Source organism: Pontibacter vulgaris, from assembly GCF_022758145.1.
In the GTDB taxonomy this organism is placed as follows: Bacteria; Bacteroidota; Bacteroidia; order Cytophagales; family Hymenobacteraceae; genus Pontibacter; species Pontibacter vulgaris.
In genome coordinates this window covers 372,598-395,097 of record NZ_JAJVDH010000003.1, presented here as the reverse complement: position 1 = coordinate 395,097, position 22,500 = coordinate 372,598, and the positions used below count along the sequence as shown (strand labels likewise).

The 22,500-nt window shown below is 46.9% G+C and carries 17 protein-coding genes; 5 read left to right on the top strand and 12 right to left on the bottom strand.

Annotated elements, in window-relative coordinates; genetic code table 11:
- Positions 1–51: 51 nt before the first annotated feature.
- On the top strand, positions 52–345 hold the full coding sequence (locus tag LWP20_RS07075) for an HNH endonuclease (RefSeq protein ID WP_242927420.1): 294 nt from the start codon (positions 52–54) through the stop codon (positions 343–345).
- 8 nt (positions 346–353) lie between these two features.
- Here the strand turns inward: LWP20_RS07075 and LWP20_RS07070 are convergent, their stop codons facing one another.
- Positions 354–1,841 carry a nicotinate phosphoribosyltransferase gene (locus LWP20_RS07070; protein ID WP_242927419.1) on the bottom strand — a complete coding sequence of 496 codons (1,488 nt, stop codon included), beginning with the start codon at positions 1,839–1,841 and terminating at the stop codon, positions 354–356.
- A gap of 129 nt (positions 1,842–1,970) precedes the next feature.
- Here LWP20_RS07070 and LWP20_RS07065 point away from each other — a divergent pair, with 129 nt between their 5' ends.
- Both LWP20_RS07065 and LWP20_RS07060 read left to right on the top strand, forming a co-directional pair.
- Entirely contained in the window at positions 1,971–3,035 is a 1,065-nt protein-coding gene (locus LWP20_RS07065) for a DUF6687 family protein (RefSeq protein ID WP_242927418.1), read from the top strand.
- Between the two features lie 215 nt (positions 3,036–3,250).
- Positions 3,251–4,108 carry a universal stress protein gene (locus LWP20_RS07060; RefSeq protein ID WP_242927417.1) on the top strand — a complete coding sequence of 286 codons (858 nt, stop codon included), beginning with the start codon at positions 3,251–3,253 and terminating at the stop codon, positions 4,106–4,108.
- Between the two features lie 55 nt (positions 4,109–4,163).
- Here the strand turns inward: LWP20_RS07060 and LWP20_RS07055 are convergent, their stop codons facing one another.
- The 10 genes from LWP20_RS07055 to LWP20_RS07010 all read right to left on the bottom strand — a co-directional run bounded on the left by LWP20_RS07055 (position 4,164) and on the right by LWP20_RS07010 (position 15,990).
- Complete coding sequence (locus LWP20_RS07055; RefSeq protein WP_242927416.1) at positions 4,164–4,541, bottom strand: hypothetical protein; 378 nt, start codon at positions 4,539–4,541, stop codon at positions 4,164–4,166.
- Positions 4,542–4,585: 44 nt separating this feature from the next.
- The gene (locus LWP20_RS07050; RefSeq protein ID WP_242927415.1) at positions 4,586–5,419 is read right to left on the bottom strand and encodes a thermonuclease family protein; all 834 of its coding nucleotides are present in this window, start codon (positions 5,417–5,419) and stop codon (positions 4,586–4,588) included.
- 127 nt (positions 5,420–5,546) lie between these two features.
- The gene (locus tag LWP20_RS07045) at positions 5,547–9,194 is read right to left on the bottom strand and encodes an AAA family ATPase (RefSeq protein WP_242927414.1); all 3,648 of its coding nucleotides are present in this window, start codon (positions 9,192–9,194) and stop codon (positions 5,547–5,549) included.
- A 131-nt stretch (positions 9,195–9,325) separates the two neighbouring features.
- Complete coding sequence (locus LWP20_RS07040) at positions 9,326–10,555, bottom strand: exonuclease SbcCD subunit D C-terminal domain-containing protein (protein WP_242927413.1); 1,230 nt, start codon at positions 10,553–10,555, stop codon at positions 9,326–9,328.
- 156 nt (positions 10,556–10,711) lie between these two features.
- Positions 10,712–11,119: a hypothetical protein gene (locus LWP20_RS07035; RefSeq protein ID WP_242927412.1), complete on the bottom strand. Its 408-nt coding sequence runs from the start codon at positions 11,117–11,119 to the stop codon at positions 10,712–10,714.
- A gap of 164 nt (positions 11,120–11,283) precedes the next feature.
- On the bottom strand, positions 11,284–12,627 hold the full coding sequence (locus LWP20_RS07030) for an MBL fold metallo-hydrolase (RefSeq protein WP_242927411.1): 1,344 nt from the start codon (positions 12,625–12,627) through the stop codon (positions 11,284–11,286).
- Between the two features lie 30 nt (positions 12,628–12,657).
- The gene (locus tag LWP20_RS07025; protein WP_242927410.1) at positions 12,658–13,065 is read right to left on the bottom strand and encodes a rhodanese-like domain-containing protein; all 408 of its coding nucleotides are present in this window, start codon (positions 13,063–13,065) and stop codon (positions 12,658–12,660) included.
- 137 nt (positions 13,066–13,202) lie between these two features.
- Positions 13,203–13,517, bottom strand: coding sequence for an ArsR/SmtB family transcription factor (locus tag LWP20_RS07020; protein WP_242927409.1), 315 nt, complete (start codon positions 13,515–13,517; stop codon positions 13,203–13,205).
- Between the two features lie 243 nt (positions 13,518–13,760).
- Positions 13,761–14,702 carry a YeiH family protein gene (locus LWP20_RS07015; RefSeq protein ID WP_242927408.1) on the bottom strand — a complete coding sequence of 314 codons (942 nt, stop codon included), beginning with the start codon at positions 14,700–14,702 and terminating at the stop codon, positions 13,761–13,763.
- 151 nt (positions 14,703–14,853) lie between these two features.
- Positions 14,854–15,990: a BamA/TamA family outer membrane protein gene (locus tag LWP20_RS07010; protein ID WP_242927407.1), complete on the bottom strand. Its 1,137-nt coding sequence runs from the start codon at positions 15,988–15,990 to the stop codon at positions 14,854–14,856.
- A 247-nt stretch (positions 15,991–16,237) separates the two neighbouring features.
- Between LWP20_RS07010 and LWP20_RS07005 the strand changes: the two genes are divergently transcribed.
- A complete protein-coding gene (locus tag LWP20_RS07005; RefSeq protein WP_242927406.1) occupies positions 16,238–19,264 on the top strand; it encodes an amidohydrolase family protein in 3,027 nt (1,008 codons plus the stop codon).
- Between the two features lie 89 nt (positions 19,265–19,353).
- Positions 19,354–20,670 (top strand): amidohydrolase family protein, encoded by a 1,317-nt coding sequence (locus tag LWP20_RS07000; RefSeq protein ID WP_242927405.1) that lies wholly within the window; start codon positions 19,354–19,356, stop codon positions 20,668–20,670.
- Between the two features lie 700 nt (positions 20,671–21,370).
- On the opposite strand, the gene LWP20_RS06995 is transcribed toward LWP20_RS07000, so the two are convergent.
- Positions 21,371–22,411 carry an alkaline phosphatase D family protein gene (locus tag LWP20_RS06995; RefSeq protein WP_242927404.1) on the bottom strand — a complete coding sequence of 347 codons (1,041 nt, stop codon included), beginning with the start codon at positions 22,409–22,411 and terminating at the stop codon, positions 21,371–21,373.
- Between the last annotated feature and the right edge of the window lie 89 nt (positions 22,412–22,500).

Genomic DNA, 22,500 nt, shown 5'->3' with positions numbered 1-22,500 from the left:
CAGGTAATTGTTCTCTTTAGAACCAATGCAAATGTGAAAGTAAGTATAGTTATGGCAAAAAAGCAGCAGGAACAGGTATGTGAGCTTTGTGGCAGAGAGGTGCAATTGCTTTCGCGGCACCACCTGGTACCGCGCGAGGAGGGAGGCCGCTACGGCGCTATTGCCGAACTGTGCCAGCCATGCCACAGTACCTTACACCTCACGTTCAGTAACCGGGAGCTGGCCATACTTTACAACACAATTCCGGCGCTGCAGCAAGCCGAGCCTTTGCAAAAATACCTGAACTGGGTACGATCGAAACGGTTGGAGCGCATTTCGAACCGGCGCGGCAGGAGCAGGCGCTGAAACAATTTCTATAGTGTACTTACTTCATCACCTTTCTCGCGCAGCTTCAGTATAAGCTCAGTTTTGAAATGGTGCAGGCTTTCTTCGAGGCCGGCCGGGTAGCTATGCGGGTTCATGTAGCGGCGTATACTTTCGTGCAGCTGCTGTAGTTCGTGGCGTGTTTTAGCCTGTATACTTTTAAGGGTTGGCAGCTTATACTTCAGCTTTCCTTTCTCAAAAATGGGAACGAGTAAATCTTTAAAATCAGTTTCGGGGGCAATCGTTTTGCGGCGGGTAATATCCAGCGGGTCTACGATCAGTAGTTGGGAAGGCAGGGGTTCCAGCTCGTTATAGATCATGTCGGCAATGTAGCCGTTCTGGTCAAAAAAGCGGCGTACCTGCTGCATGCCGGGGTTAGATGTTTTGGCCAGTTGTTCCGATAGCTTGATCTTGTATTCCCAGTCGTTGCCATCTTTGTTAAGTGCTGCCAGTTTGTATACACCACCTAATGCCGGTTGGTCGTAGGCGGTTACCATTTTAGTGCCGATTCCCCATACATTTACCTTCGATCCTTCCTGTTTCAGGCTCGTGATCAGGTGCTCATCCAGATCGTTGCTGGCTACAATACTGGTATCGGTAAAACCGGCTTCATCCAGTATTTTACGGGCTTCTATACTGAGGTAAGTAAGGTCTCCCGAATCGAGGCGGATGCCGTTGAGTTTAAAGCCTGTATGTTGTAAATTTCTGGCAGTTTCGATGGCTTTTTTTACGCCCTCTATGGTATTGTAAGTATCTACCAGGAATACAGAATCGTGCGGGAAAGCATCGCCGTACGCATCAAAAGCAGCTTGCTCAGAATCAAATGCCTGTACCCAGCTGTGTGCGTGGGTTCCTTTTACCGGAATGTCGAATAGTTTGCCTGCCAGCATGTTGGAAGTTGCGCCAACACCACCAATATATGCTGCCCGTGTAGCAGAAAGCGAACCATCGATGCCTTGCGCGCGGCGCATACCAAACTCAATTACAGGGTCGCCTTTGGCGGCATCTACAATACGGGCTGCTTTGGTGGCAACCAGCGTCTGGAAGTTAATGATAGTTAGCAGTGGGGTTTCTATTAGTTGGGCCTGCAACAAAGGGCCGCGCACGCGCACAAGCGGCTCGTTCGGGAAAACAACTGTGCCTTCTGGTATCGCTTCTACATCGCAGGTAAAGCGCATGTCGCGCAAATAATCCAGGAAGCCCTGCTCAAATAAGGGTTGGTCTTTGCTGCCTTTCAGGCTGGCCAGGTATTGCAGGTCGTCTTCGCTGAACTGCAAAGCCTGCAAATATTCTACAGCATACTCCAGCCCGGCTGCTACTGTATAGCCACCACCAAACGGGTTTTTACGGAAGTATAAATGGAATACAGCTTCCTGCTCGGCCATACCTTGTTTCCAGTAGCCATAGGCCATTGTAAGCTGGTAAAGGTCGGTGAGTAAAGTAAGAGAGGTGGCGTATATCTGGTCAGTGAGCTTCATGCGGCTATGGTGTTAGAACTCTCTCGAACGCAAGGCCTTTTATTAGGTTTTGCACCCGATCTGGTGTAAGGCTGCAGCTTAAGTATAAATGCAGCGGCTGCAAAGTAAATTATTATGTACCTTTAAACCATGATTACGCGCAAGTTTATACCTTTCTCTGATATCAGAAACCATAAAGCCATTGTAGTTGACAGTACACACCCGAACGGGCTTATGCTGTCGCACTGGCGCGGAGCACCCACACCACCGGCATTACAGGACGATACCAGTGCCGCTATTGTACTGAATGCCCTGCGCCTGCAATTGCCCGAATTGGAGCTGGAGTATGTAACTGCTAACCATTTTGATATTGATGGATTTGTAGGGGTCTGGAGCTTGCTGAACCCGGAACTGGCACTGGAAAACGAAGAATTGCTGCGGCAAATGGCCCTCATAGGCGATTTCAGGGAGCTGGATCTGAACCACCCTTTGGCCGGCGAAGCCCTGAAACTTGTTTGCTGGATAAATGCCCGTGAGCGCGACCTGTTTTACCCGCCTTTCGGAGCGGAGCAACTGCCTGAAAATGAGGTAACGCTATGCCCTAAAAAGTTTAAATACTTTCTGCGGGAGTTTACACGCGTGCTTCAGGATCCGGATTGGGAAAAAGGTGTTTGGGAAGATGAAGTAGCCGATGTGTTGCTCGGTTACCGAGACATGTATAAGCCAACTACCAAACTGACACGCTTCCCGGAAATCGGGCTTATAATTATAGAAACGCCCAAACCGGTGCATTACTATGCTTTGTTCAGCCGCACAAAAGGGTTTGATATGGTGCTGGCCTGTTACGAAAATAACCGCTACGAGCTGGAGTATAAGTATACCACCTGGGTTGACCTGGCTACCCGGCCTACGCTTCCGCGCCTGAGTATGGCTCCATTGGCTGCTCAGCTTAACGAACTGGAAACCTCGGGACACACCTGGACACACGATACCATTACCGATACTGGCCCGCTTCTCCGCCTGGACGGCGATAAACTCACCCGTACTGAAGCATTCGATAACCCTACTGCACGCGAAATTTATACTTCCTCCATACCTGCAGAAGCGTTAAAGAACACTGTGGTTGAATTTTACAGAAACGCCTACCAGGGTATAAACCCTAAACGCTTCTGGACCTGGAAAGAAATCAAGGAATTGAATAAAGTACAGGAGTAATGATCCCTGTATAAGTATGTATTGTAGTCAGAAATTTCTGGCTTATACTTCCGTTTTTGGGTAAGTATAAATTTACATTTCGGGCCATTGTAAATGCTTTAATTATGATAGATATCATTTTTAAAGTATAATTTTATTATCTCTTTTGTTCTCTTTCGTATACATAGTAAATCTCGGATATAAAACCGTCTGAGCATACCAAAACGACATTGAACATGAAAAAAATTCTTTGCCCCACCGACTTCTCTCATACTGCCATGAAGGCCGTAGATTATGCTGCCGAAATTGCCATTCGCGCCGGCGCGCACCTATCGTTGTTACACGTAGTGCACCTGCCTATAGTAGATACATCTGAGACAGCATTGGTAGCAAGTGAGTTGCTGGGTGAGCAAATGCGCGATGCAGAAGGCAGGCTAAAGGAGCTTTGTATGCAAACGAGTGAAAAATATAGCTCAAAAAGCAGTGCTGGTTTTACCTGTGATTATATACTTCGCGAAGCGCTGCTAACGGATATAACCGAGCACCTTACCAAAAACGAAGGGTATGATCTGATTGTATTGGGTACAACCGGCGTAGGTAATGCCTTGGAAGAATTATTGATCGGTAGTAATGCAGAAGCGATACTGGAACAGGTAAATTGCCCGGTGCTGGCTGTACCGGCTGCTGCCGAGGCGCCGGTCCTGAATAAAGTAGTATATGCTTCGGATTATGCCGAAGGCGATAAGGAAGCGTTGCAATATGTTTTTGAAATTGCCAAACTGTTTAATGCAACTGTAGATGTTGTGCACGTGGTAAAAGAAGCAACCACTGAAAGTGCTCAGAAGGCAGAAACATTCTGGAGCCAGATGCAGCAGGCTTTTCCAGGCTATCCCTTACAGTTTAAAGAGGTAACGAATAAAAGCCGCCAGCAGGGCTTGATAGACTATTACGAGGCAAATCACGCCAGCCTGCTGGCTATACTTCGCCGCGAAAAAGGCTTTCTAAGAGAATTGTTTTCGCAAAGCCTTGCCGAGCGAATGACCTATAAAGCTACGGTGCCGCTGCTGGTGCTGCAGAGTAAAAAGAATAAATAAGTAAGTATAAAAAAGGCTCCCGGAACACAGGAGCCTTTTTTTATACTTACGCTGATTAGTTTACATTTCCTTCTATAAAAACGAATGCAAGTTCTTTGCTGCAGGTTTCGCAGTTGTAGCGGCCATAATTTTCAACAGCACGTAGCAGGGTTAAATTTCTGAAACTTGCCTTACATTGCAATAATAGCTGGCAATCGTTCTTCTGATGAAACGTATCGGACACGTCATCGTCGCAGATATAGACACGGTTTTTAGCCATATCTGTCGGTATCTTATGGAATGTTGGCGCTGGCCTGCGCTGTGCCTGTGCCGTATCGGCACTTGCTGTGGTTTGCTCCTGGGTTAAGGTAGCTTCGCTTTCAGTAGTTGCCTTCTGGCACGAAAAAAATGTAGCCAACCCGATGATGGCTGTTACTTTTAAAAGTTTATACATAAATAAGGCAGGATGATTTTCTTTTACAAGATAATCATTTTTACTTATTGTGCGCTACAGGTCCTATCTGCACGGCGGCCATAATCGCGTATGGCTACTGCTTCGGTTATTGTCAGGGTTTCTTCTTTGCAGCGCTTCAGTACCGAACAATTTTTGCTGAAATGGTATACGCCCGAACCGGTGCTGTTGCAAATATATACTTCTCTTTTATCAGCACCTTTGGGTAAGTTGGCAACTGTTTTGCCTGCTGTGCCGGTACGTTTTTCTTTCCGGAACTCCCAGGGCGGCGTTGGGTTTACATCCTGCCACAGGCCGCGCTTAAACCGGCGGGCATCGGCTTCCAGGTTGGCTAGCTTCGTATCGTTTGAGTAGGCTTTGTAGTGCCAGGCATAGCCTTCACGTACCAGTTCTTCGTTCAAACTGCGGCCATCCGGAAGTATAATGGTGCCTACCGTGCGGCCGTAGCGGTCGGTGTTGTGGGCAATCAGCTGCACGTTTTTACCAAATATAAGGTCGGAGGTAAACTGCTTTGCCTTTTGACCGAAAGCCTGTGCTTTTTCAGGGCAATCTACCCCGAAAAGGCGCACTTTTATAGTTTGCCCATTGCGCAGCAGGTCTATGGTATCGCCATCTTTTACCGCTATAACTTTGTCGCCAGCTGTGGTTGTTGGCTTCCGGATGGGAGTTTCTTCCGGAGCTGCGGGTTCGGCTGTCTGGGCTGTTGGTGGGGCGGGTTGTTCCTGTTGCGCCTCTTTCTGAATTTCTTTCTGGCGTTGACGGAATTCATCCTGTGCTTTGCGCCGGTCTTCGCTCTGGTTGCAGGAAAAACAGAAACCAAATGCAAGCAGTAGTAGCAGATGCTGGTTAAATCGTCTCATAAATTTATACTTACTCACAGATACGTAATTTGCAAAAAGTGAATGCAACAGTACAAAGCTATACTTTAAACCGAAGCACTTATGCCAGGTATAAGTAAAAAAACAGGCAAGAAATATGGCATTAAGTTTACCAGCCCACTACTTCTACTTTACTTACGCCGCCGTGTTGTTTCTGTACTTTAATTTGTGTGCTTATGCGTTCTTTCAGGGCTTCTACGTGCGATATAATACCGATCATTTTGCCGCTGGCCTGCAGGTTTTCTAAGGTGGAAATTGCTGCATCCAGCGTGTCGGCGTCCAGGGTGCCAAAGCCTTCGTCTATAAAAAGAGAATTGATCTGGGTACGACGACCAGCCAGGTCTGAAAGGCCCAGCGCAAGCGCCAGGCTTACCAGGAAGCTTTCGCCACCCGATAAGGTGTTCATCGGCCTGATAGCTTCCGCCTGGTAGGTGTCAACAATCAGCAGTTCCAGGTCTTCATCCGATGACTTTAGTATCTGGTAACGGTCGTTGAGTTTTTGCAGGTGGCGGTTAGCCAGTTCCACTAATCTTGCCAGTGTCAGCCCCTGTGCAAAACGGCTGAATTTGTTACCATCAGCAGAGCCGATCAGGTCAGCGAGCTGGTTCCAGCGGTTGCATGCCAATTGCTGTATTTTTAATTGTTCGGCTAGCTCCTGGTTTTTTTCGCGTTGTTGTTTGTCCTGCTCCAGTAGCTGCTCGTAGCGGGCTCGGGTGGCAATAAGCTCGCGTTGCTGTTGGGTTTTCTCTAAGTATAAAGTATGTAATTGGTCTGTACTTTCTTCTGTCAGGTTTTTTGCTTTTGCCGCACTTAGCTCATGCTGAATATCGGTAAAGGAGCGGCGGAGCTCGGTCAGGTGTTTTTCTGTCTGTGCTTTCAGGTTAGCCAGCCGGTCGGCTTCATCGCGGTGCAGCAACATCTGGCTCAGGGTTTCTATTGTTTCGATGCCTTGCTGTTGCAGCACACGCAGCAGCCCATCGCGCAGCTCATCCAGCACGGATTTATTTTGCTGATGCGTTTGCTCACATTCCTGCTGGCGTTGGCGGGTTTCGCGCAGTTCCAGTTGCTTTTGCTGGTGTGCAGCCCGTGCTTCTTCGGCCTGCGTAGCGCGGGCTTTCAGTTCCTGCTGTGCCAGTTGGCGCTCCTGTTGCGGGTCTTTATCACCGAAAAGCTGCACACGTTCAGCTTTCAGTTGTGTTAGCTGGTTGTGTTTTCCCTTCAGCTCATCCTGTCGGTTCTTTAATTCCAGCTGTTTTTCCTGTACATTGGCGGCCAGGTTTTTAACCAGTTCTTTCAGCTCAATATACTTCTCCCGTTTAGCATCAAGTGCCTGCTGCTTTTGTAGATATTCGGTGGCCCGTTGCTCCAATGTTTGCTGCAAATGGGCACGGTTTTCCAGTGTATACTTCAGGCCAAAGGTAGCTGCGAAAGATTCGGCCATTTGGGTATGTGCCTGCTGCTGTTCCTGCTCATCGGTAAGTATAGTTTGCAGTTTCTGGAGTTGTACCTGCAAATGTCTTTCTGAATGCGCCAGCTGGTTTAGTTCTGATTGTAATTGTAGCTGCGACTCGCGGTGCTGTTGTGTTTGCTGGTTTATACTTTCCAGTTCGCGGCTTATAGCTCTGGCATCAGTAAGTGTGTGCTGCAACTGGCTCATGGCTGCCTGATGTGTTTGAATCAGTTGTTCTAATTCAGAAATACCCGCTATGGTTATACTTGCATCAGGGGTGGTGGCTGCAAAAGCTTGGTTAAGCCTGTTTATCTCGGCTTCAGTTTCGGCTTTGGCGTTTATGGCAACCTGGGTTTTTTGCTGCAACGTGTTAAGTTGTAGTTGCTGTGTATTTATACTTTGCTGTAACTCTGTTACCAGCGCCTGTTGCTGGTCGCGCTTCTGCACCTCCTCCGGCAGGTTTATAGTATAATTGCCTTCCACAAACGGATGGTGCTCTGAGCCGCATAGCGGGCATGGTTTTTCAGATTCCAGGCTATGGCGGTCGGCTTCATACTTTTGTATCTGCTGTTGCAGTTGTACCAGTTTTTGCAGATCTGTAAGGCGCTCTGAAGCTGCATTATACTTTAATTGCGTTGCCTCCAGGTTTATACTTTGTTCGTTGGCTTGCTGCTCGTACTGCGCTAGTTGCCGGGTTATTTCTTCTGATTTTTGAAGTTGGGCAGCATGTAATTTTGCCAGTTCCAAAAGCTTTTCGAAACGGGCTACTAACAGCGGTTGCTGCTGCGCCGACTGCTCCAGCTCATCTATGGTTTTATCGGCAAGTATAGTTTGCAGCTTTGTAAGTTTCTCTTGTTTCTGAGCTGAGAAAATTTGTTGCTGCGCCTCAACCTGCTCCAGTTTTATACTTTGTTGTGCACGTTGGGTAGCTTCGTGCTGAAGTTGAGTTTGCAGGTCCTGCTGCTCCTGCCGGTTGCGATTTATGCGTTGTTCCACCTCCTGCAGATCGCGCAGGGTCTGGCGAAACTCAGGCAAATGCTCCCGCAGATTCTGCAGTTGCATGTTTTCTGAAAGCCAGTTTTTTATACTTGTAGCTTCAGCGGTAAGTTTATCCAGTTCCTGCTGGTTTGTTTGCAGTTGGTTTTGCTCCTGCTTAAGTACCTCTTCAAACGACACATAAACGGTTTTATCCTTCTGGTAGGTGTCCCGGATGGTTTGCAACTGATGATCGAGCTGAGTTACCTGCGTTAATACCGGCTCAAGCTGCTGTACCTTTTCTTCCTGTTGCTGCTGCGCTTTTCCGGCTTCGTAGGCAATGCTGCCGCTCAGTTCCACCTCTGCTTCCAGTACCGGCAGTCGTTTAACCAGTGAATCAAGTTGGGTTTGTACTTGCACGAGCTGACCGTTGGCTACCTCAATACGTGTGAGCTGGCCTTCGTACTGGCGGGCTTGTTCGTGTTGCTGTAGTTTTGCAAAATCGGGTTGCAGGCTTTCCAGTTTTTGCTCCTGTACCTGCAGCGAATGCTGGTGTTGCTGCGACCGGACCTCTAATTGCTGTACCTGTTGCAACCACTGAACTTGTTCCTGTAATTTTTTGGCTTCCTGATCAAGTATAGTTTCCTGTGCAATAAGCTCTGTTATACTTTGCGCGTAGCTCTGGCGCTGCTCTTCGGGTAAAAGTTTGCTATCCTGTAAGCGGCGCTCCAGTTCTTCTTTTTTCAGGCGTTCTTCTTTGGCTTTCTCAAAAGCAAATTTTGATATTTCAGAGTAGATGCCGGTATCGGTAATTTTCTCTAGTAAGCTGCTGCGCTCATTTGGGTCGGCTTTCAGGAAGCGTGCAAAATCGCCCTGCGAGAGCATCACAGAACGCAGGAACTGGTTATAATCCAAGCCGCAGATCTCGGCAATTTTTTCGGGCACCTGACTAGGCTTCAGGTCGAAGAAAGTATTCTCTTCACAATCGAACAGATCCATGTGCACCGCCTGAATTTTACCATCCGCTTTGCCGCGGCTCCTCCGTATCTGCCATTTGCTGCGGTATACTTTGCCATTTGCTTCAAACTCCACTTCAGCATACGACTCGGCAGTATGGCGCGTCATCAGCTCCAGCGGTTTATTAGTGCTGTGGCGGTGTACTAAACCATAAAGGCCAACCGTAATCGCATCCAGAATAGTGGTTTTTCCGGCACCTGTAGGCCCGGTAATGGCAAACAAACCGGCATCTGCCAGTGGGCTCTGGTCGAAACGGATCTCGTGCTCACCTTTCAGTGAGTTCAGGTTCTGGAAGCGTACAGCAAGGATTTTCATTATTTCAGACTTAAGACGTTTGACTCAAGTAGCAAAACTTTTTTATTGTACTATAAATTAGAGGAAGGCCTACTTTAACAGTTAACACTACCATAAGACGCTCGCAGGAGCTGCGCACGCTGCGAGGTCTGCTAACTTTCCACTTCCTGTCGCATCAGCTCCAGCAGCTCTGAAAAAGTAGTTATTAGTTCGGTATGGTCACTCTCCGGGAAAGCGATTTCGCAACGTTTCAGGAACACGTCTTTCTCGGCTAAAGTATGAAGATCAACCTCCTGCTGCACCTGTTGTTCCAGCGATTGCCTAGCCGCTTTAATAATTGGCGGGCGGTGAATGAGCAGGTGCAGTTCGTCTTTTTTGAGTTGCAGCACTTCCTCAAGTTGCTGGTTCAGATCGGGTAGGGGCACGTCGAGCTCTACCTGCAATTCGGCCCAGGCCGGCAACGTATAACTGCTGTTATCATACACAGCAAGCTGCTGTTTAACTTTCTCTAATGCACCCTTAAAGCGCACCAGTTTGCGGCAAACCGGGATTTCCAGTTCGCGCAGGTCAGTTAGTTTGCCCGCTTCAAAGTCAAGTATAAAAACAACTTTCTTGTCGGTAACCTCGCTAAAACTCAGCGGAATAGGAGAGCCGGAGTAACGAATGTGGTTAGTGTTGTTTACTTTTTGCGGACGGTGCAGGTGGCCGAGCGCTACATAATCAAACTCCTTCGGGAACTGGTCGGCTCCGATCTGGCCCAGGTTGCCCACATGTATTTCTTTCTCGCTATCGGAGGCCGAACCACCGGCGGCAAACAAATGACCCATGGCCACAACAGGTATACGTTGCTGTTTATATTGCTGCACATGCGGCACAAAAGCGGCATAATGGGCAGAAATGCCCTGCTTCAGCCGCTGCTCGCGTTCCTCGTAACTCTCGCCCGGAACAGAAAGGCGAATGTCGCGGTCGCGAAGGAAAGGTACGGCACATACAACCAGTTCCAGCTCCCCCTGCTTATTGCGTAGTTCGATCAGTTCATCCAGCGGGTCGGTTGTGGCGCCGCCTATTACTTTTATGTTAAAGCACTCCAGTAATTCCTTGGGTGCATTCAGCGTAGACACAGAATCGTGGTTACCACCTGTAAATATGATATGGCGGCAGCAGGTTGCGCATACTTTGGTCAGGAAGTTATAGTATTGTTTTAGTGCCGTGTTGGAAGGCGCGCCGGTGTCAAATACATCGCCCGCCATTAGCAGTACCTCTACCTGCTCGTTTTCAATGGTTTGCAGGAGCCAGTCCAGGAAATGCTGGTGCTCTTCGGTACGTTCGAGGTTAACTAATCGCTGGCCCAGATGCCAGTCTGAAGTGTGTAGTACGCGCATAGCCCAATTCCTTTCTCCTTTACAGCACTAAGTTACATTAATGTATACCTATACTGCAAATTAGTTATATAACTTTTTTGAGAGGGAAGTATAGCTTAATTGCTATGTATAAAGCAGGGCGGGTAACAGGAAATAAATGAAGCGTGTTAAAGTAAATTACTCGTTAATCCAGTCCAGGGCTTCCTGTTCGTTTAAAAAGTTCTTATAGATAAATTTATTGATGTTCTGTGCATCGGCTCTTGTAGCTACCGCCTCTAAAGTAAGTTTGGGAAACAGACTCTCCGGGAGAATCCGGGCCAGTTTTTGAAGCGGGGTTTGAGATAAAAGCGTGTAAAAGTTATTGGACATCCATTCTTTTGTAGCCGTGTCGAAAGCTTCTAAGCGCTGGGCGTTTGCAATGGCCTTCGTAATACTGTAATCTCTTAATGATTCGTACAGTTTTGTGCCACCGGTAATCATTTCTTCTCTGTTTACAGACCTTAACCACTCAGCCCGCAGCAGATCATTTTCCTGGTCTACCTCGATTTTATAAAAATCAGACTCGTAAGTTGTTTTAAATGGCATCGGGTGGAAAAAGTGGAAATATAAACGACCAATATCTTTAGTAAAGATAAGGAATTTTTAGTGAAAAGCGTCATTTATATTCATACCTGATTTACCGGAAAGGCCTGAATTTAAACCGCTTCCAATAAAAAAAAGAACCCGCTTTTAAGCGGGTTCCTGTGATATTAATGGGTAACCTGTGCGAAAGTGGTAATGGCATCGCTGAGATCGTATACTTTAGTTTTGAACACTTCTTCAAGTATACTTTGCCCGGCCGCCGAGCGATAGCCGGCTGCACAATGTACCATTACCGGCTTATCCTGCGGTATCTCGTTTTTACGTTCGCGCAGTTCCGGTAAAGGTATGGTAATGGCATTTTCGAAAATTTTTCCGGCTTTAACTTCTCCTGTGTTACGAATATCCACGATGGTATACTTATCAGGATTTGAGGTGAAGTCGTCGAGGTTGGTTTGCGCGCTTGTTTGTGGTAAAACGGCTGGAGGTAGCAACGCTCCTTTAATATTGCCTTCATACCCAATTTTAGCCGATTTACGGATCACTGAATTGAGTACATCTGCGTTTTCGGCTATCAGGTAAAATTTCTCGTTCGGGCCAACTATACTTCCCAGCCAGGTTTCGAATTTGCCGCCCTCCTGTATGTTTATGCTGTTAGGCAAATGGCCTTGTTTATACTTTGCCTGAGGGCGCGTATCAACAATAAGTATACCTTCTTCGAGCTTTGAGTTGCTATCAAGGTGCGGCACTGCTTTTATACTTTCTTCAAAACCGGCAGCCCCGGCTTTGTTCATGGTAACATCGTGGCCAAAATATTTCGGTATAAATGGCTGGTCTTCGAGCAGGGTTTTTACGAAATCGGCTTCGCTCATATCCTGCAGCGCATAGTTCGTGCTCTTTTCACGGCCTATGGTAGAGTAGGTATCAGAGCTCAGGTTTTTACCGCACAAAGATCCGGCACCGTGCGCAGGGTATACCAGCACATCTTCATTCAGCTTCTTGAAAACGTTGTTTGTGGTCTGGTACATCTGCTTTGCCAGTTCTTCGCGTTTGGCCGTCATGTTGCCAACATTTTCGCGCAGGTCCGGGCGGCCTACATCGCCTACAAACAGTGCATCGCCGGTAAAAGCCGCGTGTTGTTTGCCGTGCTCATCCAGTAAAAGTATAGTTACGCTATCAGGCGAATGTCCAGGCGTATTTAGCGCACGAAGGGTTAGTTTTCCCAACTTTAGTTCATCGCCATCATCAAACGTTTTATGTTCATAATCGGCACCCAGCAGCTTGCTCACGTAAATGCTGGCCCCGGTTTTGCGGGCTATTTCCAGGTGAGAGCTTACAAAATCTGCATGCGGGTGCGTCTCAAAAATAGCTACAATATCAGCATTGTTATCTTTGGCAAATTCATAGTATGGCTGCGGATCGCGAGCCGGATCAACCAAAGCCATTTTACCTTCGCTAACAATAGCATAGCTGGCGTGGGCCAGGCCTTTGTCATAAAACTGTTCAATTATCATGGTCTTATTTTGAAATAGATAAGGCGTTTGTTATTTCTGCTGCGTGCTGTCGGCAGTTGGCAGGCCGGTGTTTTTAAGGTCCTTAAAACCACCAATGTTGTATACTTTTTTAAAGCCGGCTTCCTGCATTAGTTTGGCTGCTTTACCGCTGCGGTTGCCACTGGCACAGTACAGGTAATAGGTTTTATTTTTATCCCAGCCTTTCATTTCTGTGGCGAACTGGCCGCTTAGAAAATCGGAGTTTTTGGCATTTGTAACATGGCCTGCAGCATACTCCTGCGGCGTACGCACATCCACTAAAACCGCTTTTTTCTCGTTTGCGTGCTGGTCTTTATACTCGGTTGCGCTCAGGCGTTTTACCTCGGCAGTGCCTTGTTGCTGAGGTGCTGAGCAACTCATCAGCGTAATTACTGCTACAGCTGCGAATACTGTTTTCATAGGTATATTTTTTAAGTGAAAAGCCTCATTTATTTTACGAAAAGCTAACTGGTGCTTACCGGCTCTGCTACAAATTTAAATCAATTAGTATGATTCCAAAGTATAAAATTGAAACCCCGAAAGTATAAAGCTGCTGCTTAAAATACTTTGCAGCCATTTATACAGTCAATAATATTAGTAATGGAAACATCGGTCAGGAAGTAGTACACATTTTTGCCTTCACGCTGCGTATTTACCACACCTTTATCGCGCATATTGGTGAGGTGGTGCGATAGCAACGACTGTTCTATTTTAAGTACTTCCTGCAACTCGCTTACAGTTAAGCGGGTGCGTTGTTCCAAAAGATCAATGATGCTGATGCGGACAGGGTGGGCCACACACTTAAGCACATAAGCCGCCCTTTCCAATTTCTTCTTTTCTATTCTAACTTCTAAGGAACTTACATTCGTCATAGCTTTCTCCCTCTTTTAAATATATGACCATGTATTCATATATTTAATAACAGTACAAACCAGAATCTTAAGTAGTTCCTGAAATTTATGGCTTTAGTGTAATAGATTGATTGTGAGTTTGATACGATTTAGAGTGAAGGTGCTAATTAGTTGGTTTTTTACCGGTTTTATTTGATGAGGCAGTGGATTTATACTTTAAAAGGGCATTTGTTGAGTTAAGAGAAGTTTAGATTAAATCTGTATTTACCCGGCAAAATAAATGATTGCCAGTGATACGGATGCCACAATGAGCCAAAGTATAAGTCCTTGCCAGAACGGTTTGGCGCTTATAGTTTTAAGATTATTCAGGCTGATGTTGGCTCCTATTAAAAAAAGACTGAGCAATAGTCCTTTTTTAGCGATCAGCACAATAAGTGGAGAAAAAGAAGTAACTGCAGGTATAAATGTGCTTGCGACTGAGGCCAGAATAAACAGCACGATGAACAAGGGTATGATTACTTTGGCTTTGCCCTCGCGGTAAAGCAAGCTGGAAACCAATACCATGGGCACAATCCAGAGAGCGCGGGTAAGTTTAAGGGTGGTAGCAATCTGTAGTGCATGATCGCCGTAGCGGGAAGCAGAACCAACTACAGAGCTGGTGTCGTGTATGGCAATAGCTGCCCAAAGCCCGAATTGTTCCTGCGATAAATGCAGCCACTTTCCTACCCCCGGAAACACAAATAAAGCTACCGCATTAAGTATAAACACAATGCCCAGCGAAACCGAGATCTCTTCGGGTTCGGCTTTAATGGCAGGAGCAACAGCAGCAATGGCGCTGCCGCCACAGATAGCAGTACCCGCCGATACCAGGTGTGTAAGTTTTGGCGAAGTATAAAACAACCTGCCCAGCAACATGCCAAGTAGCATGGTTACTGCCAGCGAGGCAAAAGTATAAACAATACCGCTCAGGCCGGTTTCTGCTACCTGGTATAAATTTATCCCAAAACCAAGCCCAACAACAGCCGCCTGCAGCACATACTTCGATATTTTACCAGTGTGATTTTTAAAGGGATTGCCAACTAATAAACCAACAAGCAGCCCAAGCAGCAATGCTACCGCCGATGATACAAACGATGTCAGGAGTATGAGGAGTACAAAAAGTATAAAAGTGCTCTTCTGCAGCAACGGCGAAGAAAAATGCTTCATAGCAAGGTTTGTGGCTGGGAAACTTACGCTTTCTGCAAAAGTAGCAATACTTCTTTTTAAATCCTGCTAAAGTAAAATCCTCAGCCTAAATTTGGCAACCTGAGCAAGTATAATTTCAGCTAATAGAAATTTATATTTGCGGCTTGTTTAATTAAAACGATTCACCGATCACAACATAAAAGTTAATGCCTTCGCGGCCATAGCCTACATCCAGGCGAGCATTCATTTTCTGTTTTTTGTCCAGGGCGTAGCGCAGCCCGGAGCCTAGCGAGTATTTCAGAGTAGAGAAAGAAACATCAGCTGGTTTGCCAAACACATCGCCAATACCGGCAAAAGCTACCATGCCAAAACTGCCTGCCAGCGGTAACCTGTATTCTGCCTGAGCTCCGGCAAAGTTGTTTTCCAGGAACCGGTTTTTGGCATAGCCACGCAACATACGATCGCCGCCAGCCTGAGCCAGCCGCATTACGGGTACTTCGCCATTTGTCAGCATCATGCTGGTGTTAAAAGCCAGTATATGGTCAGGTTTAAGCTGAAAGTATTTCCGGAAATCGAAGTTTATGTTGTTGTAAGAAAAGTCGCTGCCAAAAGCTGTGCTGTAACGGTAAACCGATGCTTCCAGGTACATACCGCTGCTGGCATACGCTACGTTATCGCGGCTATCGATCAGGAAAACCAAACCAAGGCCGCTGTTCAGGCCGCCTTCAGAGCCAGGTATACTTAGGTTTCGCAACTGGCTGTCACGCTCTTTGTCTATGGAGTCCAGCTTAACATTATAGTAGTTAGTTATTTGCACATCGGGGCCAATAAAAGCCTGTTTGCCAATATTCTTTAAAGCGCCAAAGCGGAAGCTTGCATAGTTGTATTTATACTTCTCCTCGTTTATTTCCGGGGTATTATTACCAATGCCATAAAACCGGTCGGCATAAACGCGGTGGCGCAGCTCGCCGCGCAGCAGGTAGCGCTCATCGCGGGTAAAAATATTCCAGTCCAGAAGCTGGTCGGTTTGCTTGTTTAAAGTATAATCCAGTAGCAGGCGCGTTACCGAAAGGCGGGTATAGGTTGTGTCGGTATGGCTGGGTAGTTTAAAGAAACCGATTACGCCGGCTCCCAGGCCCAGGCGGGTATCAGGGGTATAGTAAACAATCGGAATCGGGATAAAACCTTTGATGATCTTTCGCCCGGCGGTGCTATCCTGCATTATAGCCGGGCTCTGCGCCATCGTCTTTAAGCTCAGCAGAAAAGCTAAGGAGCAAAGTATAAATTTCACGTTCTGGGTAATCCTCATGTTTATCAATTCTTTAAGCAAAGTATAAGCTGATAAATTTTAACTCCGTGTTAGCAGCAAGGTAGCTGAAGCAGAGCCTTTTTAGAGGATTAAATGTAGTATTTATTATATTAGAAAACGATAATATTTATTAGTCGGGGATGCGATGCAAATTATGGTTGCAACAATGGTTTTTTAATTGTGAGATACTTATATTTAGAAACCATAAACTAATAAAACTAACCTTTCACTCACCTTATTGTATCCGATGAAAAAAATCTTAACCATTGCAGCGTGCCTTGCCTTAGGAGCAGGCAGCGTAATGGCGCAGGAGACTTTTCCGCGCAACGGTGTGTATGATGAGCGCGCCGGCCTGGTTGCCCTCACCAATGCCACCATTCATACCGATTATAAAACCACCCTCAACAATGCAACCCTGCTTATCAGGGGCGGCAAAGTAGAGGCGGTTGGCACCAACGTAAAAGTGCCTGCAGGCGCTGTTGTAGTAGATGCCAAAGGCAAGCATATTTATCCCGGCCTGGTAGATATGTTCAGCAACTATGGCCTGCCTGAGGTAAAGCCGGCCCGTGTAAACTATGGTTCAGCGCCACAGGCAGAATCTAACAAACAGGGAGCTTATAACTGGAACCAGGCCATTCGCCCGGAAACCAATGCAGTAGAGCTTTTTAAAGTTGATAAAAAACAGGCCGAAGAGCTGCGCAAGCAAGGTTTTGGCGCTGTACTTTCTGTGCACCGTGATGGTATTGCCCGTGGTACAGCTACGCTGGTAACGCTGGCCGAGAAACGCGAAAACGAAGTAATTGTGCTGGACAAAGCTGCCGGTGCACTTTCTTTTGACCGTGGCTCTTCTACCCAGGATTACCCTAACTCGCTGATGGGTGCTGTTGCCTTGTTGCGCCAGACTTACCTGGATGCGCAGTGGAATTCCAAAAACGCTGGCCGTGAGCAAAACATCTCCCTGAAAGCCTTCACAGATGCGAATAAGTATCCGCAGATATTTGAGGTGGATGAGAAACTGAATGTAGTGCGCGCCGATAAAGTGGGTGATGAGTTCAAAAAGCAATACATCATTAAAGGTGCCGGCGACGAGTACCAGATGCTAACAGAAGTTAAAGCAACCAACGCACCGCTTATACTTCCGGTTAACTACCCGGATGCTTATAACGTGGAAGATCCGTTTGATGCACGCCGTGTATCGCTGGAGGCTATGAAGCATTGGGAAATGGCACCTGCCAACGCGGCTATGCTGCAAAAAGCCGGTGTTACGTTTGCCTTCACCACTGCCGATCTGAAAGATAAAAAAGACTTCCTGCCAAACGTGCGCAAAGCCGTAAAGTATGGCCTGTCTGAAGAAGAGGCTCTGAAAGCGCTGACGGCAACTCCTGCAAAACTGCTGAACGCTGATAACATGGTGGGCAGTCTGAACAAAGGCATGCTGGCAAACTTTATCATTACAAGCGGAAACCTGTTCTCAGACAGCAATATTATACTTGAGAACTGGGTACAGGGCAGCCAGTACAAAATAACCGAAGTGCCTTCTGATTATCGTGGCGTTTATACCTTAAAAGTAGGTCAGCAGCCAGATAAAAAACTGATGATTGCAGGCACGCCTGATAAACCGGAGCTTAAAGTTATTGGTCAGGATACTGTAAATGGTAAAATCTCTTTTAACGGCAACCTGGTTACGATCTCTTTCAACAAAGACAAAAAGAGCGCTGAAAGTATACGCCTGAGCGGCTGGCTGACAGATAAAAACCTGCAGGGCGAAGGCCAGTTACCGGATGCTTCTACTGTAAAATGGTCGGCTGTATACTCTGCGGCTATGACCGAGCAGGCTAAAAAAGATAAGGAAAAAGCGGATGCCAAGCCTGTTGAGCTGGGAAGTATGATTTATCCGTTCCGTGCTTTCGGACAAGCAGAGCAGCCTAAGCAGGAAACTGTACTTATCAAAAATGCCACCGTCTGGACGAACGAGAAAGACGGCAAAATGGAGAACACCGATGTGCTTCTAAAGAATGGCAAGATCTCAAAAGTAGGCAAAAACCTGAGCGAGTCTGGTGCCCGCGTAATTGACGGAACAGGCAAGCATGTAACACCAGGTATAATTGATGAGCACTCGCATATTGCACTTGATGGCGTAAACGAAGGCACGCAATCTGTAACCGCTGAAGTACGCATGTCGGATGTGGTAAACCACGAAGACATTAACATTTACCGCCAGTTGGCAGGTGGGGTAACTACATCGCAGTTGCTGCACGGTTCTGCAAACCCGATTGGTGGCCAGTCGGCAATCATTAAGCTGCGTTGGGGTAAATCTCCGGAAGGCATGATGGTTGAGAATGCGGATGGGTTTATCAAATTTGCCCTGGGCGAGAACGTGAAGCATTCTAACAGAAGTAACGTGCACACGGTTCGTTTCCCGCAATCAAGAATGGGCGTAGAGCAGGTTTATGTAGATGCTTTCCAGCGTGCCAAAGAGTACGAGCAAGCCTGGAAAAACTATGGCAAACTCTCTAAGAAGAAGAAAGCTGAGGCAGGCGAGCCACGCCGCGACCTGGAACTCGAAACGCTGGTAGAGATCCTGAACAACAAACGCTTTATCACATGCCACTCTTATGTGCAGTCTGAAATAAACATGATGATGAAAGTAGCTGACCAGATGGGCTTTAAAGTAAACACGTTTACGCACATCCTGGAAGGGTATAAAGTAGCTGATAAAATGCAGCAGCACGGTGCCGGTGGCTCTACCTTCGGCGATTGGTGGGCTTACAAAATGGAGGTGAAAGATGCTATCCCTCAGAACGCTGCTATCATGAACAGCCTGGGTGTTGTAACAGCCATTAATTCTGACGATGCTGAAATGGCCCGCCGCCTTAACCAGGAAGCTGCCAAGAGCGTGAAGTATGCCGGCATGAGCGAAGAAGAAGCCCTGAAAATGGTAACGCTGAACCCTGCCAAACTTCTGCACCTGGATAACAGAATGGGAAGTATAAAAGCAGGTAAAGATGCCGACGTAGTACTTTGGAACAACCACCCACTTTCTATCTATGCCAAGCCTGAAAAGACCTTCGTAGATGGCATTGCTTACTTCGACCTGGACCGTGATGTGAAAATGCGTGAGGAGATGGAGAAAGAGCGTATGCGCCTGATCCAGAAAATGCTGAACGCTAAAACAGGCGGAGCTAAAATGCAGGCCCCTGTAACTAAGAAAGCAAGCGTGCTGCACTGCGAAGATGTAGAAGCTCACGAAGAGGATGCATACCTGGCTTATTAAATTGTTAGTTGTTGATTATTAATTGTCGGCCTCATTCCTGAAAAAACATTAAGCGATCAACAAGCATATACATTCAACAATCATTAAGTATGAAAATTCAAAAAAGATATATTTCGGCTTTTGTAGCGCTGTTGCTGAGCGTGCCTGCTTTTGCGCAGGTGCCGGCGCCTGCAGCTAAACAAAGCAAGCCCGTATTGCTGAAGGGTGCAACGCTGCACGTGGGCAACGGCACTGTGGTAGAAAATGCAGCCGTAGGTTTTGACAAAGGCAAGATCACGTATGCTGGTCCACAGAGTGGCGCTAATCTGAGCGGCTACGAAGTAGTAGATGTTACCGGCCAGCACATTTACCCGGGCCTGATTCAGCCAAATGCAGCGCTGGGTTTAAATGAGATCGAGAGCGTGCGTGCCACTATAGACTGGCGCGAAGTTGGTAATTTTAACCCGAACGTGCGCTCGGTTGTAGCCTATAACACGGATTCTGATATCATCCCGACTGTGCGTGCAAACGGCGTGCTAATGACGCAGCTTACACCAATAGGAGGTACGGTTTCAGGGTCTTCTTCAATCGTGCAACTGGATGCCTGGAACTGGGAAGATGCCATTGTGAAAGCCGATGAAGGTATACACCTGAACTGGCCGGCCATGCTGGTGCAAACCACTAACAACGCCGACCCAAGGCTGGCCGGCATGAAGCAGCAGCGTGAAGAAACATTAACGGAACTGGCGCAACTGATGCGCGATGCATCTGTATACAAATCAGGCAAACACGACAACGAGAACCTGAAGCTTGCTGCCATGGCCGGTTTATTTGATGGTAGCAAGAAGCTGTACATTCATGCAAACTATGGCAAGGAGATCATCGAAAGTATAAACTTTGCAAAGCAGTACGGTGTGAAAAACATGGTGATTGTAGGCGGTGGAGATGCGGCTTCTGTTACAGATTTCCTGAAAGCAAATAACGTGGCCGTAATTTATTCTGGTGTGCATGCGCTACCAGGCCGTGCCGAGGAAGATGTAGATATGCCATACAAAACGCCATACCTGTTGCAAAAAGCCGGCGTACCATTCGCTTTGGATTATGACCTGAGCATACACGGTATCCGTAACCTGCCCTTTATTGCAGGCACGGCTGCAGCACATGGTTTGGATAAAGAGCAGGCCTTGGCATCTGTATCGCTGAATACTGCCAAAATTTTAGGTATTGATAAAGTAGTTGGCTCTGTTGAAGTGGGCAAATTGGCAACCCTTGTTGTATCAGCTGGCGACCTACTGGATATGCGTACGAACAATGTAACACACGCTTTTATTGAAGGCCGTAAAATAGACCTGAACAACAAGCAGAAGTACCTGTATCAGAAGTTCGATAATAAGTATAAATCAGAAGCGAAACCTGCGATTAACTAAGGTTAAATTTACGTAAAGTATAAAACGAGCTGCCGGTTTGCCGGCAGCTCGTTTGTTTTATAGCTGGTAATGATCTGAATTTTGCTTTTGGTTAGCAGGCTATACTTCCAACTATACTTTCATCCTCAGTCTTACTAACTTATAGTCTCAATTTTGGCTTTTGCTCGCTCCAAGCCCGCGAGGGCTCGTCCTGGGGGTAGGGGCCCTCGAAAAGGCATCGTGCTGCTTTCGCTTCCTTTGCTCGTTCCTCGCAATGCCTTTCAGGCACCAGAACCTCTCGAGGCGCTCAACCCAAGGACTGGGAAAGACACCTCTTCGTTAGCTGCTATGCAACTAAAACCAACTGTCCCCTTGAGGGGGCTACAGGTGGTGTTAAAACAGCAGCTACAAAGCAATAGCTTTTCCAGGTGCATTCATTGACGATTCGATGTTTGAGCGTTCAGCGAGTGGGGGTAGGGGCCCTCGATAAACGAATTGTCTTGATTCTTTTGCTTACAGGGGTGCAGGGGCTCCTTTTAGACTTTCTCATCAAGGAGAAAAGTGAGGCCCAGCCGGCGAGGCGAAAAGCCCTGATCAAAGCAACATAACTCGGCTAACGCTCGGGAAGACAGCAAGAAATACAAACCAGTGGCATAACAGAAAAAGGAGTTGAAATAAATTTTCTACAGCTAGGAGAAATTAAGTATTAGTCAGAGATACGTCATAGTGCCTGCTGCTCCTTATCATACTCTATCTTTTTCTCCAGCAGCGTTTTGTTTTCCAGGCCCTTAACCTGCATGGTAAGTATGGTTTTATCTTTTTCCCATTCGATATCCAGTACACCGAAATTGAGGGCACCTATTTGCTCGCCTACACGAAAAATATTACCACTTTTTTTAGGCTGGCGAAAGTGTGTCATGCCGCTGGAGGTGATTTCGTAAACCGGAGAAGTATAGCCTTTCAGCTCGATTTTAGAAAGTTCGCCAACATGGCGATCACCGGAAAGCAGCACTGGAATAGCCGGTTTTGTTTTCTCAAGTAATGTGAGCAGGCGCTTGCGAGCTCCCGGAAAGGCAGACCAGTTAGTATAGACCATGCCTGTGGGTAAAATCTGTAAACCACTGGCAATAATGTGTACCCGGGCATCTGAATTTGTAAGTTCTTTTTCCAGCCATTTCCACTGCGCTTCGCCCAGCACATCGCCGGTATTATTGCGCAAGTATAAGCCCTGCATCGTTTTTAGTTTGTCCCGGAAATAGCGCACATCCAGTAACAGTATCTTCACTTTCTTATCACCTTTGCCTAACGTGTAAGTCCGGTAAATGCCTTGCTGCGTGCGTACAGAATCGTCTTTCGGCACATTCATAAAATCAAGAAAAAGCTGCTGGCTGTATACTTTTATAGCAGACTCTTTTCCGGCGTTGTCGTAGCCAAAATCGTGGTCGTCCCAGATGCCGGTAACTGGTACTTTCTTTAACAGTTTGCTATAGCCGGAGTTTTGCAATTGCTGCTGATACATGCTGCGGAGCCGGGCAGTATCCTGGGTATCAGCATAAATATTATCGCCAAGCCAAAGCCATAAATCAGGATCGGATTCGAGCACCGATGGCCAGAGTGGCTGAGCCTCGTTCTGGTTGTTACACGAGCCAAAAGCAATGCGGGTATGATCCTTTTTCGGGGCTTCAGAAATAAAACCGGATAAGGAGGCAGAGAGAAATAACCCGATTATTGGCAGCAGCAAGTATAACGTAATTCTGTTCATCTTTAACGCAAGGTGTCATTAGTAGACGCAGGTACGTAAAAAATCATTCCATGTATTCCATAAAAAAAGCCGCTGCAACAAGCGTTACA

Excerpts from the sequence above, each read along its gene's own strand:
- LWP20_RS07075 (WP_242927420.1), top strand. The coding sequence starts at position 52 with ATGGCAAAAAAGCAGCAGGAACAGGTATGTGAGCTTTGTGGCAGAGAG.
- LWP20_RS07070 (WP_242927419.1), bottom strand. The coding sequence starts at position 1,841 with ATGAAGCTCACTGACCAGATATACGCCACCTCTCTTACTTTACTCACC.
- LWP20_RS07065 (WP_242927418.1), top strand. The coding sequence starts at position 1,971 with ATGATTACGCGCAAGTTTATACCTTTCTCTGATATCAGAAACCATAAA.
- LWP20_RS07060 (WP_242927417.1), top strand. The coding sequence starts at position 3,251 with ATGAAAAAAATTCTTTGCCCCACCGACTTCTCTCATACTGCCATGAAG.
- LWP20_RS07055 (WP_242927416.1), bottom strand. The coding sequence starts at position 4,541 with ATGTATAAACTTTTAAAAGTAACAGCCATCATCGGGTTGGCTACATTT.
- LWP20_RS07050 (WP_242927415.1), bottom strand. The coding sequence starts at position 5,419 with ATGAGACGATTTAACCAGCATCTGCTACTACTGCTTGCATTTGGTTTC.
- LWP20_RS07045 (WP_242927414.1), bottom strand. The coding sequence starts at position 9,194 with ATGAAAATCCTTGCTGTACGCTTCCAGAACCTGAACTCACTGAAAGGT.
- LWP20_RS07040 (WP_242927413.1), bottom strand. The coding sequence starts at position 10,555 with ATGCGCGTACTACACACTTCAGACTGGCATCTGGGCCAGCGATTAGTT.
- LWP20_RS07035 (WP_242927412.1), bottom strand. The coding sequence starts at position 11,119 with ATGCCATTTAAAACAACTTACGAGTCTGATTTTTATAAAATCGAGGTA.
- LWP20_RS07030 (WP_242927411.1), bottom strand. The coding sequence starts at position 12,627 with ATGATAATTGAACAGTTTTATGACAAAGGCCTGGCCCACGCCAGCTAT.
- LWP20_RS07025 (WP_242927410.1), bottom strand. The coding sequence starts at position 13,065 with ATGAAAACAGTATTCGCAGCTGTAGCAGTAATTACGCTGATGAGTTGC.
- LWP20_RS07020 (WP_242927409.1), bottom strand. The coding sequence starts at position 13,517 with ATGACGAATGTAAGTTCCTTAGAAGTTAGAATAGAAAAGAAGAAATTG.
- LWP20_RS07015 (WP_242927408.1), bottom strand. The coding sequence starts at position 14,702 with ATGAAGCATTTTTCTTCGCCGTTGCTGCAGAAGAGCACTTTTATACTT.
- LWP20_RS07010 (WP_242927407.1), bottom strand. The coding sequence starts at position 15,990 with ATGAGGATTACCCAGAACGTGAAATTTATACTTTGCTCCTTAGCTTTT.
- LWP20_RS07005 (WP_242927406.1), top strand. The coding sequence starts at position 16,238 with ATGAAAAAAATCTTAACCATTGCAGCGTGCCTTGCCTTAGGAGCAGGC.
- LWP20_RS07000 (WP_242927405.1), top strand. The coding sequence starts at position 19,354 with ATGAAAATTCAAAAAAGATATATTTCGGCTTTTGTAGCGCTGTTGCTG.
- LWP20_RS06995 (WP_242927404.1), bottom strand. The coding sequence starts at position 22,411 with ATGAACAGAATTACGTTATACTTGCTGCTGCCAATAATCGGGTTATTT.